Source organism: Methyloversatilis sp. S146-33 (assembly GCF_059552495.1).
Window position 1 is genome coordinate 93,747 of sequence record NZ_JCANOT010000023.1, and the last position, 15,196, is coordinate 108,942.

The 15,196-nt window shown below is 65.1% G+C and carries 12 protein-coding genes; 5 read left to right on the forward strand and 7 right to left on the reverse strand.

Annotation, left to right across the window (positions count from 1 at the left end; genetic code table 11):
* Window positions 1–20: 20 nt before the first annotated feature.
* Together AC51BJ_RS08315 and AC51BJ_RS08320 are read right to left on the reverse strand one after the other, a co-directional pair.
* Complete coding sequence (locus tag AC51BJ_RS08315; RefSeq protein ID WP_496279899.1) at window positions 21–2,417, reverse strand: N,N-dimethylformamidase beta subunit family domain-containing protein; 2,397 nt, start codon at window positions 2,415–2,417, stop codon at window positions 21–23.
* Between the two features lie 107 nt (window positions 2,418–2,524).
* A complete protein-coding gene (locus AC51BJ_RS08320) occupies window positions 2,525–2,965 on the reverse strand; it encodes a N,N-dimethylformamidase alpha subunit family protein (protein ID WP_496279900.1) in 441 nt (146 codons plus the stop codon).
* 266 nt (window positions 2,966–3,231) lie between these two features.
* On the opposite strand from AC51BJ_RS08320, the gene AC51BJ_RS08325 reads away from it, so the two are divergent.
* From AC51BJ_RS08325 to AC51BJ_RS08345, 5 genes are all read left to right on the forward strand, one after another.
* Window positions 3,232–4,401: a transporter substrate-binding domain-containing protein gene (locus AC51BJ_RS08325; protein WP_496279901.1), complete on the forward strand. Its 1,170-nt coding sequence runs from the start codon at window positions 3,232–3,234 to the stop codon at window positions 4,399–4,401.
* Window positions 4,398–5,024 (forward strand): ANTAR domain-containing response regulator, encoded by a 627-nt coding sequence (locus tag AC51BJ_RS08330; protein ID WP_496279902.1) that lies wholly within the window; start codon window positions 4,398–4,400, stop codon window positions 5,022–5,024. Before AC51BJ_RS08325 ends, AC51BJ_RS08330 begins: the two co-directional genes overlap by 4 nt.
* Before the next feature lie 210 nt (window positions 5,025–5,234).
* Window positions 5,235–5,582: a hypothetical protein gene (locus AC51BJ_RS08335; RefSeq protein WP_430434443.1), complete on the forward strand. Its 348-nt coding sequence runs from the start codon at window positions 5,235–5,237 to the stop codon at window positions 5,580–5,582.
* An 87-nt stretch (window positions 5,583–5,669) separates the two neighbouring features.
* Window positions 5,670–6,515, forward strand: coding sequence for a hypothetical protein (locus AC51BJ_RS08340; RefSeq protein ID WP_496279903.1), 846 nt, complete (start codon window positions 5,670–5,672; stop codon window positions 6,513–6,515).
* Entirely contained in the window at window positions 6,412–7,236 is an 825-nt protein-coding gene (locus AC51BJ_RS08345) for an alpha/beta fold hydrolase (RefSeq protein ID WP_496279904.1), read from the forward strand. The genes AC51BJ_RS08340 and AC51BJ_RS08345 overlap by 104 nt, the downstream gene beginning before the upstream one ends.
* 96 nt (window positions 7,237–7,332) lie before the next feature.
* Here the strand turns inward: AC51BJ_RS08345 and AC51BJ_RS08350 are convergent, their stop codons facing one another.
* From AC51BJ_RS08350 to AC51BJ_RS08370, 5 genes are all read right to left on the reverse strand, one after another.
* Window positions 7,333–9,006, reverse strand: a complete 1,674-nt coding sequence (locus AC51BJ_RS08350; RefSeq protein WP_019917761.1) for a formate--tetrahydrofolate ligase — start codon at window positions 9,004–9,006, stop codon at window positions 7,333–7,335.
* A 134-nt stretch (window positions 9,007–9,140) separates the two neighbouring features.
* Window positions 9,141–10,118, reverse strand: a complete 978-nt coding sequence (locus AC51BJ_RS08355) for an HpcH/HpaI aldolase/citrate lyase family protein (protein WP_019917760.1) — start codon at window positions 10,116–10,118, stop codon at window positions 9,141–9,143.
* Window positions 10,119–10,172: 54 nt separating this feature from the next.
* Window positions 10,173–12,914: a phosphoenolpyruvate carboxylase gene (locus AC51BJ_RS08360; RefSeq protein ID WP_496279905.1), complete on the reverse strand. Its 2,742-nt coding sequence runs from the start codon at window positions 12,912–12,914 to the stop codon at window positions 10,173–10,175.
* Window positions 12,915–13,009: 95 nt separating this feature from the next.
* Window positions 13,010–13,897 (reverse strand): succinate--CoA ligase subunit alpha, encoded by an 888-nt coding sequence (gene sucD, locus AC51BJ_RS08365; RefSeq protein WP_018228791.1) that lies wholly within the window; start codon window positions 13,895–13,897, stop codon window positions 13,010–13,012.
* A gap of 18 nt (window positions 13,898–13,915) precedes the next feature.
* Window positions 13,916–15,091, reverse strand: coding sequence for a malate--CoA ligase subunit beta (locus AC51BJ_RS08370; RefSeq protein WP_019917756.1), 1,176 nt, complete (start codon window positions 15,089–15,091; stop codon window positions 13,916–13,918).
* Window positions 15,092–15,196: the final 105 nt, after the last annotated feature.

The window sequence follows — 15,196 nt, forward strand, 5'->3', positions numbered from 1 at the left end:
AACCCTGCGTGCCCCTCACATCAGTTCTTCGACGCCAGCGCCGGCGACTCATAGTCCGCGCGACCGCGGTGCTTGTATGCTTCCTTCGGCGCGGCCGGCAGCGGGCCGTCCTGCATGAAGCGGTCGAGCACGTTCTTGGTCAGACGCGAAATGTTGTTGTCGCAGTTGTTCCACGGCAGCGAGCCGCAGTAGGCGATGGAGCTGAATGCGAAGCAGCCGCCGCCGTTGGGCGTTTCGTGGAAGGTGATGTCGGCGCGCACGCGCGGATGCACGGTGCCGTCCAGACCCTGCTGGTTGAAACCGAAATCCTCCATCACCAGCAGGTAGGCCTCGGTGTGACGGCCGGCCGAGGTGGCGACGGTGAGGATGTGCGGCGGCGAACCCAGCATGGTGTCGACGATGTCCAGTTCCAGACCGGCCGCTCCGCCGCCGACCAGACCGAAGTTGCCGAGGTTCTCCTCGTAGCTGATGCCGTCGAAGGCCCAGCTGACGCGCGGATCCAGACTTTCCGGCGTGCGCGAGAAGTAGGACGAGATGTCGAAGCCCTCCGACGACATGCCGGTGCCGGCCACCGAGTGCAGGTAGCGGCCACGATAGCGCCACATGCCGCCCAGCTCGCCGGTGCCCTGGTGGTAGTACTCGCCCGGATCGGCGCGCCAGGTGCGGATGCCGGATTCGCAGCGGCGCATTTCGGTGACGATGCCGCGGCCCAGTCCGTCGTAGGCCGGGTGGAAGGAATGCACCCAGTACCAGGCGTCGGCGCCCATATACATCAGGCGGCCGCCGCGCTGCGTGTAGTTGTGCAACGCGTCGAGCTGGGTGCCCGAATTGTGCTCGGGGTGCGAGCCGGTGATGATGACGTTGTAGTTCTCGAGCCGGGCCAGACCGTCGTAGGTCACGTCCTCGTCGGTGAACACGTCGTACTCGTAGCCCATCTGTTCCAGCCAGCAGATCAGGTGCAGGTCGGCCGGGTACTGCCACGGTGCCTGCGCGAGGAAGTGGTCGTACTTCGGACGGATGCTCAGGATGGGCCGCAGCCGCGACGACAGGCAGATGCCGCTGCCGTCGGTGTGGGTGTCGTAGATCGAGCCGCCGTACTCGCGGTGTTCGGCGAGGAACATGTTCTGCTGCTGCATGATGGGCACGCGATACACGAACAGTTCAGCGCCGCCGGCGTTGCACGCGACGTGCTCGTTCGCGTAGGCCATGTAGCTGATGGTGGGCACCATGACCGCGATCTTCGACTGTTCCTGGCCGATCTTCGGCACGATCCAGAACGGGATGTAGTCCTCGTCACCTTCCGGCGTCGTCAGCTTGGCGGCGTAGAAGCGACTCTTGATGTCGGCCGGCACGGTCCACTCGAAGCTCACTTCCCAGCGCGCGTTGTCGAGATCGTCGTCGTGGAAGTGGATGGCGCCGTATTCCTTCGGCGCAACCTTCCAGTCGAAGGTCTGGCCGGCCCAGTTGTAGCCGGTCAGCGCGCGCGTCGGGCAGTTAACAAGCGTGGCGTCGAAGCGGTAGGGACCGGCGTCCTTCGCCACCAGCGTGTCGATGCCGTCGGAGAAGTCCCAGGCGGCGACGATGGCTTCCGACAGCACACCGGTCGGGCCGGCGTTGCGGCGCTCGGTCAGCCCCGGCTGCGCGCCGCCCTTCATCATTTCGATCTCGAAGCGCGACAGCGCGCGGCTGCACAGGCGCGGGCTGTCGATCTTGCCGTTGTAGTGGCCGCCGACGATGACGCCCTGCGGCAGCGAGGACAGACCCAGCGGACCCGGATCGACATGATCAACGTAGCCTGCAATCACCAGCGGCAGGTCAGTGTGTTCGACCTTGCCCTTGAAGGTCGCCTTCACCGGCGGGATTTCGGGGTCGAGCGCATACACCACCTGCGGCTCGTGATACAGCACCACCTCACCGGTCTTCGCGTCGAAGCTGGCAGCGATGAAGTGCCAGGCGTGGTCGCGCAGCGGCGCGCCGGTGGTGTAGGTTTCGCCATTGATGCGCAGCTCGACACAACCGTCGGTATTGATGAACAGGCCGTAACCCTTGCCGCCCGACCACTTGGTCACCAGGCCCTGGGCGCCGTGCTTCCAGTAGCGCTTGTCGGTCTTCGGCGTGGTCGGCCAGATCCAGCACTGCAGCGTGAAGCTGTCCGGCTTCAGTTGCGGCGCATCCGCCACGAAGCCGTAGGAACCGCCATAGACGACCTGTTTGATGCCGTCGTAGACGCCCTCACAGTCCGCCTTCACGGCCTTCTCGATGAAGCCGGGGCCGCGCGGATTGGTGTCGCCGTTGATCATCTGCACGATGGACGCGCTGTACTTCTTCGGTCCGTCGCAATTGACGTAGAACTTGATGGTGTCGCCCGGATGGACACTGAACTTGTCGGCGTATCCGGTCAGTCGCATTGCACACATGGTCGTTTCTCCAGGCCGAGCGCCGCCCTCCGGGGGCTCGGATGCTTTTGCAGTAGGTAGGGTGAAGACGGGTGCGGCCGCAGCCGCGCGTCAGCGCTGGGTGGTGATCAGGTCACCGGCCAGTTGTCGTCGCGCCGCTTGTAGCCTTCGTGGTAGTGCTCCGGCATGCCGTCGGTCTCTTCCATCTCGTCGAGACGCATCAGGAAGATGGCGTGCTGGATGTCCTGCTCGCTGGTGTAGACGGTGTCGTCAACGAATACCGGCGGCACGCCGCGAATGCCGGACAGACGCCCGATGCGCCATTCCGCGTCGATCTTCGTGCAGATGACGATGAGCTTGCCTTTGGGCGAGGCGCCGCGCATGCGCAGCAGCACGCGCTTGAGCAAGGGGTCTTCGTGCACGCCGCCGCTGATGTGGGTGGTGTCGCCGGGCGTCGCGCACTTGAGCACCGAGAAGCCGGCCACGCCGGCCATGGACTTCACGCACTCGAGGTGTTCCTGGATCAGCCGGTCGCGCTCCGGCGAGCCTTTCCTGGGTATCGGAATCACTGCACTCTCCTTCAAGGGTTGAACATCTGGAAGCTCCTGTCGCGACCGGCCGGCACTGGCCAATGCGAAAAATTGCGAAAACTCGAAAGCGAAAAACCAAAACAAAAAGGCCTGCCGGATCCGGAGATCCGTGCAGGCCTTTTTGCCCGTCTTCGCGCCCGGCAGTGTTGGCGGGGCGAAGCGTTGAGTGAATCTTAGTGAGCCTCTTTCGCGCGGTCAAGCTCTGTTAGTATCGATCACGTTTTTTGTCACCCGGCCGCAAACCCGTGTCCACAAACGATCCCATCAAGGTCGGTGTTCTGTTCTCGCGCGAGGGCGTGACATCGCGCATCGAAAACACGATGCTCGCCGGAACGCTTTTCGCGATCCGCGAGATCAACGATGCCGGCGGCATCGACGGCCGAGAGCTGGTTCCGGTCTACTACGATCCGCAGTCCAACCCGCAACAATTCCGCTCGCTCGCGACCCGTCTGGTACAGGACGACAAAGTCAATGTCATCTTCGGCTGCTATATGTCGAGCACGCGCAAGGCGGTGCTGCCGGTGGTCGAAAGATGGAACCGCCTGCTGTTCTGCCCGACCATGTACGAGGGCTTCGAGTTCTCGAACAACATCATCTACACCGGTGGGGCACCGAACCAGAACAGCGCCCTGCTCGCCGACTACATGTCGTCCCGTTTCGGCGCGCGGGTGTACCTGATCGGCAGCGACTACATCTTTCCCTACGAGTCGAACCGCATCATGAGCGACTTCGTGCACCACCGTCAGGGTGGCGCCAAGGTGGGCGAGCGCTATGTGCACCTCGACGCGAAGGAAAGCGCCTTCACGCCGATCATGAAGGACATCAAGGCCAAGCAGCCGGACTTCATCTTCTCGACCATGGTCGGCAAGACCACCCGCATGCTCTACCAGGCCTACGCGGACGCCGGCTTCGATCCGAAGAAGATGCCGATCGCCAGCCTGTGCACCAGTGAGGAAGAGGTATCCGAAATGGGTATCCGACTGGCGGAAGGTCACTACACGGCGGGCACCTATTTCCAGTCCATCGACACCCCGCGCAACCGCGACTGCGTCGCGCTGTTCCGCAAGCTGTTCGGCAACGAGGTGCAGCCCAACATGAGCTGGGAGTCGTCCTACTACCAGGTGCATGTGTTCGCCGACGCCTTCCGCGAAGCGGGCAGCGACGAGCATGACATCCTGCTGCCGCACGTTCTCGGGCGCGAGTTCGACGCGCCGCAGGGCCGCATCCGTATCCTGCCGCACAACCACCACGCCCGCCTCTACCCGCGCATCGGCCGGGTGAACAGCGAGGGCCAGTTCACGATACTGGCCGAGACGCCGGGCGGCGTCGATGCCGACCCCTACCTGGTCAGCCACTCCTTCGACGACTGGAGCACGCGGCTGCGCGTCAATGCGAGCGAAGAGGAATCGACGTGAGCAGTCCGCCGCGCGCAGGCGTACGCAGCAAGCGGATCACGCCGGAATTCCTGACCCAGCTGCGCAATCTGCGCATCGTCGTGCTGCATCCGCGCGACGCCGACGGCGAGGTGCTGATCCAGCAACTGAAGCGCATAGGCTGCCAGGTGCAGACCTTCTGGCCGCCGGTGCAGGACATCCCGGACAACGTCGATGTCGTGTACTACGCGATCCAGTCCAACGAGATGCACGCGCCGCTGAACTTCAGCAACTTCGAACAGCCGCCGGCGGTGATCGCCGTCGTCGGCTACGAGAACCCGACCATCTTCGAAGTGATGCTGCGCCTGGGTGCCACCGGCGTGCTCAGCGCCCCGCTGCGCTCGACCGGCGTGCTCGCCTCACTGGTGCTCACCGTCGGCCTGACGCAGGAAATGCGCGGCTACAAGAAAAGGGTGCAGCGACTTGAGCAGAAGCTGCTCAGCGTGAACCAGATCAACGACGCCAAGGCCATCCTGATGCGCACCCGCGGCGTCAGCGATGCCGAGGCTTACAAGATCATTCGCGAACAGGCGATGAGCAAGCGCGTGCCGACGGAGGAGATCGCGCGGGCGATCATTCATGCGGACGAGATCCTGTCGGGCTGAGCATCTTCGGCGCCGTGCCGCGACGAGCTTCAGGGGACTTTTGCCGTCCGGCCTCCTTGCCAGCGCAGGATGTCCTGTCCGCTTGCGATGTGCCAGGGGCATGACACACCTCAGTGCGCTGCCGCACCGAGTTCCTTGCGCGATGGGTCTAGGTTGATGTTCATCCGGCTTTGCCGGCAGAGCACACCCTTTCCTTCAAGGAGTCCACGCATGAAAACCTCAAAAGTCCTCGTTTCCACCCTCAGCGCCCTGTCAGTGATGGGCGTCATCGGTTTTGCCTACGCGCAGAACCAGAACAGCCCCGACAAATCGTCCGGTCAGGTCAGCAGCCCTCTGGTTGTCGAAAAGGGCGGTGCCGACAGTCAGGCCATGCCCTCTCACCCTGCCCTGCAGGAACATGAGAAGGGGCAGACGGGCAGTACCTCATCCAGCGCAGCCCGCGAAACGGATGTTGAGCGCGAACGCGCCAGGGCCCTGCGCGACATGTCGAACGAGAAGCCCACCGGTGCCGGCGAAAGCAGCTCGGGCGAGCTCGTCGCACGCGCCGATCGCAACTGACGGAGCAGATGACACGACCGGTTGAACCGTGTCGTTGATCGACGTTCCGTGAAACCGTCCGGCAGAGCGGCAAGTCCGCATGCAGACATGGATGCCGCAGGCGCGGTCCGGCGTGGCGTGGGCGTCGGCCTTGCCGCGCTGGCGCTTCTTCTTCCGGTCGCGGCGGGCCGGCAACCTGCAAACCCGGCGGACGCCGGGCTGATCGAATCGAGCCCGCGATTCGCGGATATCGACGCGGGCGCAGCGTCGGACGACGTTCGCCATGTCGCGGACTGGGTCGCCGATACGCACGACAACGCGGGCGCCCGCTTCTTCGTCGTCGACAAGAAGGCTGCAAGGCTGTATGCCTTCGCCGCCGATGCCCGCCTCCTCGCGTCGGCGCCGGTGCTGCTGGGTGCCGCCCACGGCGATCACTCGGTGCCGGGGATAGGCGACCGGCCGATGGAACAGATACGACCCGACGAGCGCACCACGCCAGCCGGGCGTTTCCTGGCGCAGCGCGGTCGCAACACGCTGGGCGAGGATGTCGTATGGATCGACTATGCCGCTGCCGTATCGATGCACCGCGTGCGCACGACCCGACCGGAAGAGCAGCGGCTGCACCGGCTGGCCACCGCGAGCAGCGACGACAACCGCATTTCCTACGGGTGCATCAACGTGCCCGTCGTCTTCTACGAAACCTACCTTGGCGCGCACAACGCGATGAACGGAGCCGTCGTATACGTGCTGCCGGAACGCGATGCGGCGCAGCAGGTTTTCGGCTCCTATGGCGTCGCCGCAGTGCATGGCCTGCGGGACGGCAGACACTCCACCGAAAAGGGAAACACCTATGTACTCCGTCACCACGCACGACCAGAGCAAGCTGTACGTGAAGGACTGGGGCAGCGGCCAGCCGGTCATACTTATTCATGGCTGGCCACTGTCCGCCGATAGCTGGGACGATCAGGCGATGGCCCTCGCCGAGGCGGGATACCGCACCATCGCGTACGATCGTCGTGGCTTTGGCCGCTCATCGCAGCCTTGGCAGGGCTACGACTACGACACGCTGGCCGACGACCTGGCGAGCGTGATCGAGCAGACCGGCGCGCAGGACGCCGTGCTCGTGGGCTTCTCGATGGGCGGCGGCGAAGTCGCCCGCTACATGTCTCGCCACGGCGGCAGGTTGGTGGCGAAAGCGGTCCTCGTGTCGTCGGTGCTGCCCTTCCGCCTGAAGACCTCCGACAACGCGAACGGCACGGAACAGAGCGCCTTCGACACCACGGCTGCGGCCATCAACGACGACCGCGCCAAATTCTTCAGCGGCTTCTTCAAGGACTTCTTCGGCGTCGGCATCATGTCCCATCCGGTCAGCGACGAACTGCTCGAATGGGCGCGCAGCGTGGCGATGCAGGCCAGCCTGAAGGCCACACTGGACTGCGTGAAGTCCTTCTCGGGCACCGACTTCCGCAGCGAGCTCGCCGCCTTCCAGGTGCCGACACTGATCATCCATGGCACCGACGACAGGACCGTGCCGATCGAAGCGTCGGCCAGGCCGACGGCGCGGGGCATCGCGAACTCCATGCTGCTCGAGTACGACGGCGCACCGCACGGCCTGTTCGCCACACACAAGGAACGTCTCACCGGGGATCTGCTGGATTTCATACGCGGCAGGTAAACATTCCCCCAGGACGCGCTGCGCAGTCAAAACATGCGCGCGCAAACAGAAACGCCGCCCAAGGGCGGCGTTTCTGTTGCTCGGCTCGGTCCGTGATCAGAACAGTCCCGACACCTTGCCGTGCTCGTCGATGTCGATCTTTTCCGACGCCGGCACTTTGGGCAGGCCCGGCATGGTCATCATGTCGCCGCAGATGGCGACCACAAAACCTGCGCCGTTGGCCAGGCGCACTTCGCGCACGTTGAGCGTGTGGCCGCTCGGTGCGCCGCGGGCAGCCGGGTCGGCGGAGAAGGACATCTGGGTCTTCGCCATGCAGACCGGGAAACGGCCGTAGTCGGCGTTCCAGCTTTCGAGCTGCTTGCGGGCGGCGTCGGAGAAGGTCACCGCGCCGGCGCCATAGATCTTGGTGGCGATGGTGGTGATCTTGTCCTGCAGCGTCGCGTTCTCGTCGTAGACGAAAGTGTGCTTGCCCGGTGCGTTGTCGCAGATGTCGGCAACCATGCGCGCCAGTTCTTCGGCGCCGGCACCGCCGCTCGCCCAGTGACGGGCGATCACGAACTTGCCGCCGAGCGCTTCGATACGGCTCTTCAGCAGCGCGATTTCGGCGTCGGTGTCGAAGGTGAAGTGGTTCACCGACACGACGCAGGGCAGGCCGTAGTGCTCGGTGATGTTCTTCAGGTGGCGCTCGATGTTGACGATGCCCTTTTCCAGCGCGGCCAGGTTTTCCTGGTTCAGGTCTTCCTTCTTCACGCCGCCGTGGAACTTCAGCGCGCGGATAGTGGCGACCAGCACGACGGCCGACGGGTTCAGCCCGGCCATGCGGCACTTGATGTCGATGAACTTCTCGGCGCCGAGGTCGGCACCGAAGCCGGCTTCGGTCACGACGTAGTCGGCCATCTTCAGGCCGGCCTTGGTCGCGGTGACCGAGTTGCAGCCGTGCGCGATGTTGGCGAAGGGGCCGCCGTGGATGATGGCCGGGTTGTTCTCCAGCGTCTGCACGATGTTCGGCTTGATCGCATCCTTCAGCAGCGTGGCCATGGCGCCCTGCGCCTTCAGGTCGCTCGCGTACACCGGCTTCTTGTCGCCCAGGGTGTAGCCGATGATGATGCGGCCGAGACGTTCCTTCAGGTCCATCAGCGAATTGGCCAGGCACAGGATGGCCATGACTTCGGACGCGACCACGATGTCGTAGCCGTCCTCCCGCACGAAGCCGTTGGCGGTGCCGCCGAGGCCGATGGTGATCTTGCGCAGTGCGCGGTCGTTCATATCGACCACACGCTTCCACTGGATCAGGCGCGGGTCGATGCGCAGTTCGTTGCCGTGGTTGATGTGGTTGTCGATCAGCGCCGACAGCAGATTGTGCGCGGCGCCGATGGCGTGGAAGTCACCGGTGAAGTGCAGGTTGATGTCTTCCATCGGCACGATCTGCGCGTAGCCGCCGCCCGCCGCACCGCCCTTGACGCCGAACACCGGGCCCAGCGAGGGCTCGCGCAGGCAGATCATGGTCTTCTTGCCGATACGGTTCAGCGCGTCGCCCAGACCGACGGTGGTCGTGGTCTTGCCTTCGCCTGCCGGCGTCGGGCTGATCGCGGTGACCAGGATGAGCTTGCCGTCCGGACGGTCCTTCAGGCTGTTCAGGTAGTCGAGCGACACCTTGGCCTTGTAGTGGCCGTAGGGCTCGATCGCGTCTTCCGGGATGCCCAGCTTGGACACCACCTGGCTGATGCGCTGCATTTTCGCCTGCTGGGCGATTTCGATATCGGATGCCATATTGGTTTTTTCCGTGTAGTCGTCAATCGGGGTGGAAAGCGGCGGGCCTCACTACCCGCCGTTACTGCATCTGCTTCATCTGCTTCTTATATTGATCACGCGGCCGGGCCCTCCCCGGCCGCGCTGCCGCACGCTCAGCGTGCCGCGGCGATCGTGTCGGCCTTGGCGATCAGCGCTTCGGCCATGCGGATGCTGGCGATGTCGATCAGGCGACCGTCGAGCGACACCGCACCGCGGCCTTCCTTCGCCGCCTGCGCCATCGCTTCGAGAATGCGGCGTGCCTTGGTCACTTCGGCTTCCGACGGCGTGTAGACCTTGTTCGCCAGTTCGATCTGCGACGGGTGAATGGCCCACTTGCCTTCGTAACCCAGCACCGCAGCGCGGTTCGCCGCGGAAATATAGCCGTCCGGATCGTTGAAGTCACCAAACGGGCCGTCGATCGGACGCAGGCCGTAGGCGCGGCAGGCGACCATCATGCGGGTCTGTGCGGCGTGCCACGGATCGGTCCAGAAGGACTGGCGGTTGCCCTGCTCGTCCTTGTCGGTCAGCACCACGCTGTCCTTGTTCACGCCACCGATCACGGTGGTGCGGGCGCGGGTCGAGGCGGCGTAGTCAGCCACGCCGAAGCTCATCGCTTCGAGGCGCTTCGACGACTGCGCGATCGCTTCGACGTTGGCCATGCCGAGCGCGGTCTCGATCAGCACTTCGAAGCCGATGCGCTTGGTGCGCTTCTTGGCTGCCTCGATCTGCGTGACCATCATGTCGACCGCGTACACGTCGGCGGCGGTGCCGGCCTTCGGGATCAGGATCATGTCCAGGCGCGGGCAGGCTTCGACGATGTCCACCACGTCGCGGTACATGTAGTGGGTGTCGAGACCATTGATGCGCACCATCATGGTCTTGTTGCCCCAGTCGATGTCGTTCAGGCCCTCGATGATGTTCTTGCGCGCCTGCTCCTTGTCGTCCGGCGCGACCGCGTCCTCGCAGTCGAGGAAGATGATGTCGGCAGCCGACTTGGCGGCCTTCTCGAACATGCCCGGGTTGGAACCCGGAACGGCCAGTTCGGAACGGTGCAGGCGGGGCGTGGCTTGTTCGATGATCGTGAAGCTCATGGATGTCTCCTCCGGTGGATGGTGCGAAGTCGGTTCAGAAGTCGGGTCGGACGATCAGCCGGTGGCGCCGAAGCCGGCGGACACGCAGTTGATCGACAGCAGCAGGGCCTTGCGGAATTCCTCTTTCCGCGCGGCGTCGTCGGTCATGCGGAAAGCGCGCAGCAGCGAAATCTGCTGGCGGCTCACCTGGTTGACCACCGGCAGCCGGTGGTCGAGTTTCTGGCGGTAGTCGGGGAAGCGCTCGGCCAGGCCGCGGGTGCCCGACAGGCGCAGGATCTGCGTGCGCGTGATGTCGTACTCGCGGGCGATCATGCCGAACACCTCTTCGCGCACACCGGCGTCGGCCACCAGCTGGCTGTATTCGCGGGCGATGTCGAGATCGACCACGGCCAGCGTCTTTTCCACTTCATCGACGATGAGGCGGAACAGCGGCGACTCGTTGAACATGCGCGCCAGCAGCGCTTCGCCACTGGCACCGCGCACACCGATGAAATTGGCGAGGCTGGAGCCGACGCCGTACCAGCCGGTGACGATGTGGCGGTTCTGCGACCAGGCAAACACCCACGGGATCGCGCGCAGTTCGGCCAGCGACTTGGCGCCGAAGCGGCGCGCCGGGCGCGAGCCAATGTTGAGCAGCGAAATCTCTTCCAGCGGACTGGCTTCCTGGAAGTAGCCGACCAGCGCTGGATTCGAGATCAGGTTCTGGTAGGCCGCGTGCGCGGCGCCCGACAGCGCTTCGAGTGCGTCATCGAACTCGGGCACTGCGTGCGGGCCGTCGGCGCGGCCGGATTTCAGCGCGTGGTCGAACACGCTGGCGGCCAGCAGTTCGAGGTTGAAGGCGGCCGTCCCCTTGTTGGCGTACTTGCTCGAAATCACCTCGCCCTGCTCGGTCAGCCGGAACAGGCCCTGGATCGAACCGGCGGGCTGCGCGGCGATCGCGCGCCCTGCCGGCACGCCGCCGCGGCTGACCGAACCGCCGCGACCGTGGAAGAAGGCGATCTTGACGCCGGCTTCGCCGCCGACCGCGGTCAGTTTCTGCTGCGCCTTGAACAGCTCCCAGTTCGACGACAGGAAGCCGCCGTCCTTGTTCGAGTCGGAGTAGCCGATCATCACTTCCTGCACGCCGCCCAGCGCACGCACCGAGCGCTTGATCAGCGGCATGGCCAGCAGCTCGCGCATGATGGCCGGCGCGCGACGCAGGTCGTCGATGGTTTCGAACAGCGGCATGATGGGCAGCGAACAGCGCTCGACGCCGGCCGGATCGGCGTACAGACCGGCTTCCTTCGCCAGCAGATAGACGCCGAGCACGTCCGACACATTGCGCGTCATGCTCAGGATGAAGCTGCCGAAGGCTTCGCGGCCGACGCGCGGACGCATGTCGGCGATCAGCCGGAACAGGCCCAGCGTTTCGGCCGCCACCGCCGGCAGGCCGCTGGTGTCGCGTACGCCGGCGCGCGGCGCGGCCAGTTCGGCCAAGAGCCACTCGCGCCACTCGGCGCTGTCCTGCGCCGGCGCCGGCACGTCGTCCGGCTCGCCGCGGCTGGCGCGCCACAGCGCTTCCAGCGTCTGCGTGACGCGGGTCGAGTTCTCGCGCACGTCGAGACGCACGGTGCTGAAGCGGAACATTTCGATCTGGCGGCGCAGCGGCACCACTTCGGTGTCGGCGATGCGGCCGAGCTTCGCGTCGCGCAGGCCGGCTTCCAGCGTGCGCAGGTCGGCGATCAGGCGGTCGGCGGATTCGTAGCCGCGACGACAGGCCGCGCCCTCTTCCGCCTGGGTGCAGGTAATGGTGTCGTCCAGCTTGCCCAGCACGCACACCAGGAACTGGCGGAACGGTTCGCCCGGATTGCGCGCGGCAATCGCATTGCCCTCGCCGCTCTCTTCCAGCGCCAGCATCAGCGCGTCGCGGAAGTCACCGGACAACATGAGCGACGCTTCGGTCACCGACAGGCCGCGCAGCAGTTCGAGCACCGACTGACGGTGGCGGCGCAGGCTGGCCAGCCGGCATTCGACCAGCGCACCGCGCGTGATTGCATTGGTAACGAAGGGGTTGCCGTCGCGGTCGCCGCCTATCCAGGAACCGAATTCGAGGAAACCCGGCAGATCCGCTTCGCCAAAATGCTGCGCCATCGCCTCGTCGGCGCGCGCCAGCACGTCGGGGCCGACCTCGAACAACGTTTCGTTGAAGAAGTGCAGGCCCCAGGCGATTTCCTGCGACACATTCGGTTTTTCGAGGCGCAGTTCGCCGGTCAGCCACAGCAGTTCGATTTCGTTGCGCAGCGCGTCTTCGAGATCGTGGCGCTCGCGCGGCGTCCAGCGCGGCGACTCGAGCTCGATCAGCATGCGGTAGATGCGACGATGGCGCTCCAGCACGGTCACGCGCTTGGCTTCGGTCGGGTGCGCGGTCAGCACCGGGCGCACCTTGAGGCCGGCGAAGGCCTCGCGCACGCGCTCCGGTGACAGGCCGGCCTTCTTCGCCGAGGCCAGCACGCTGGCAAAGGTGCCGGGCAGGCTTTCGCGGCCCTGGTGGCGCTCGATTTCGCGCCGCTTGCGCATGGCGCCGTTCTGTTCGGCGATCGACAGCAGCTGGAACAGGATGCCCTGGGCCTGGATGGCACGGCCCAGCATCTGTGGGGAAAGGCTGTTGCCCGACTCGCCGGCAAGCACCGGCAGCAGTTCGGGATGGTGACGTTCGACCACTTCGCGCAGCAGCGAAAACAGCAGGTCGATCGCCTTTTCCGAGAAAGCCGCCCCGGAGGCGTCGGCAGACGCGGGAACGGAAATGGGATCACTCACCACGGTGGGAGTCTCGCAGGCTGGTGGCGGGCGTCCGCCCCACCGGGGCGGACGGAAAGCAGGGCGCGCTCCGCACGCCCCGTGCTGCTCTGCTCTTACAGCTTGGCCAGGACGGAGGCCACGGTGCTGCCCAGCTCGCCGGCGCTCGGCGCGACGGTCAGGCCGAAGGAACGCATGATTTCCGACTTCTCTGCAGCCGAGTCACCGGCCGCCGAGATGATGGCGCCGGCGTGGCCCATGCGGCGGCCCTTCGGTGCGGTCAGGCCGGCGACGTAGCCGATCACCGGCTTCTTCATGTTCTCCTTCACCCAGGCGGACGCTTCGGCTTCCTGTGGGCCGCCGATTTCGCCGATCATCACCACGGCGTGGGTGTCCGGGTCTTCCTGGAACTTCATCAGGTGGTCGAGGAAGGACGAGCCGTTGATCGGGTCGCCGCCGATGCCGACCGAGGTCGACACGCCAATGCCCAGCTGCTTCATCTGCGCAGCCGCTTCGTAGCCCAGCGTGCCCGAACGCGACACAATGCCGATGTTGCCCTGCTTGTAGATGTGGCCCGGCATGATGCCCAGCATGGCCTTGCCCGGGCTGATGATGCCGGCGCAGTTCGGGCCGACCATCAGCGTGCGACGCTCCTTCGGGTAGCGCATGAAGTAGCGCTTGACGCGCATCATGTCCTGCGCCGGGATGCCGTCGGTGATCGAGCACACCAGTTGGATGCCGGCGTCGGCCGCTTCCATGATGGCGTCGGCGCAGAAGGCCGGCGCGACGAAGGTGATCGACGCTTCGGCACCGGTCGCGGCGACCGCGTCGGCCACCGTGTTGAACACCGGCTTGCCGAGGTGAGTGGTGCCGCCCTTGCCCGGGGTCACGCCGCCGACGACGTTGGTGCCGTACTCGATCATCTCCTTGGCGTGGAAGGTACCTTTGTCGCCGGTGAAGCCCTGGACGATGATCTTGGTCTTTTCGTTGATCAGAATGCTCATGTCTAAATCCTCTTGTGCTCAGCTGGCGGCGTGGGCGCGGGCGGCATCGACCGCCTTCTGGGCCGCTTCGGTCAGCGAATCGGCGCTGATGATGGGCAGACCGCTCTCGCGGATGATGCGACGGCCTTCTTCCTCGTTCGTACCGGCCAGACGGACGATCAGCGGCACCGTGATGTCGATGTCGTTGCAGGCCTGAACCACGCCCTGGGCCACCCAGTCGCAGCGGTTGATACCGGCGAAAATGTTCACCAGGATGGCCTTCACGTTCTTGTCCGACAGCACCAGGCGGAAGGAATTGGCCACGCGCTCGGGCGAGGCGCCGCCGCCGACGTCGAGGAAGTTGGCCGGTGCGCCGCCGGCGTACTTGATGGTGTCCATCGTGGCCATGGCCAGACCGGCACCATTGATGATGCAGCCGATGTCACCGTCGAGGCCGACGTAGTTCAGGTTGTGCTCGGCGGCCTGCACTTCGCGCGGATCCTCCTGCGACGGATCGCGCATGTCGGCCACGGCACGCTGGCGGAACATCGCGTTGTCGTCGAAGGACATCTTGGCGTCCAGCGCCAGTACGCGGTCGTCCTTGGTCACGACCAGCGGGTTGATTTCGACCATGGTGGCGTCGAGGTCGCGGAAGGCGCGGTAGGCGCCCATGATCGCGGTCACCGCACGCGACACCTGCTTGATCGACAGGCCCAGACCGAAAGCGATCTGGCGGGCCTGGAAAGCCTGCAGGCCGACCGCCGGTTCGACCACGACCTGCATGATCTTTTCCGGAGCACTGTGTGCCAATTCTTCAATTTCCATCCCACCTTCGGCAGAGGCGATGACGCGAACGCGCTCGGCTTTGCGGTCCAGCACGATGCCCAGATAGAGTTCGCGCTCGAACGGCTCGGCCACTTCCACGTAGACGCGCTGAACGGGCTTGCCTTCCGGGCCGGTCTGGATGGTCACCAGGCGCTTGCCCAGCAGTTCGCGGGCGGCGGCATCGACCTCATGGTAGGTCTTGCACAGCTTGATGCCGCCAGCCTTGCCGCGGGCTCCGGAGTGCACCTGGGCCTTCACCGCCCAGTGCCAGCCGCCCAGTTCCGTCGCCGTATAGACGGCCTGGTCGGGGCTGTAGGCCACGCTGCCGCGCGGCACCGGCACGCCGAAGCCCGCCAAAAGCTCTTTCGCTTGGTACTCGTGAATGTCCATGCTTCACCTTCTGTCGTGTGGAAGAGAGTGGTGGTTCATCGCTGAACCGCGAGGTGCCCGCACAGGGTCGAACACCGGATTCGTTGTAAAGAATTATGGATGAGG

Coding starts and splice junctions, on each gene's coding strand:
- AC51BJ_RS08315 (WP_496279899.1), bottom strand. CDS start 2,417: ATGTGTGCAATGCGACTGACCGGATACGCCGACAAGTTCAGTGTCCAT.
- AC51BJ_RS08335 (WP_430434443.1), top strand. CDS start 5,235: ATGAAAACCTCAAAAGTCCTCGTTTCCACCCTCAGCGCCCTGTCAGTG.
- AC51BJ_RS08340 (WP_496279903.1), top strand. CDS start 5,670: ATGGATGCCGCAGGCGCGGTCCGGCGTGGCGTGGGCGTCGGCCTTGCC.
- AC51BJ_RS08345 (WP_496279904.1), top strand. CDS start 6,412: ATGTACTCCGTCACCACGCACGACCAGAGCAAGCTGTACGTGAAGGAC.
- AC51BJ_RS08350 (WP_019917761.1), bottom strand. CDS start 9,006: ATGGCATCCGATATCGAAATCGCCCAGCAGGCGAAAATGCAGCGCATC.
- AC51BJ_RS08355 (WP_019917760.1), bottom strand. CDS start 10,118: ATGAGCTTCACGATCATCGAACAAGCCACGCCCCGCCTGCACCGTTCC.
- sucD (WP_018228791.1), bottom strand. CDS start 13,897: ATGAGCATTCTGATCAACGAAAAGACCAAGATCATCGTCCAGGGCTTC.
- AC51BJ_RS08370 (WP_019917756.1), bottom strand. CDS start 15,091: ATGGACATTCACGAGTACCAAGCGAAAGAGCTTTTGGCGGGCTTCGGC.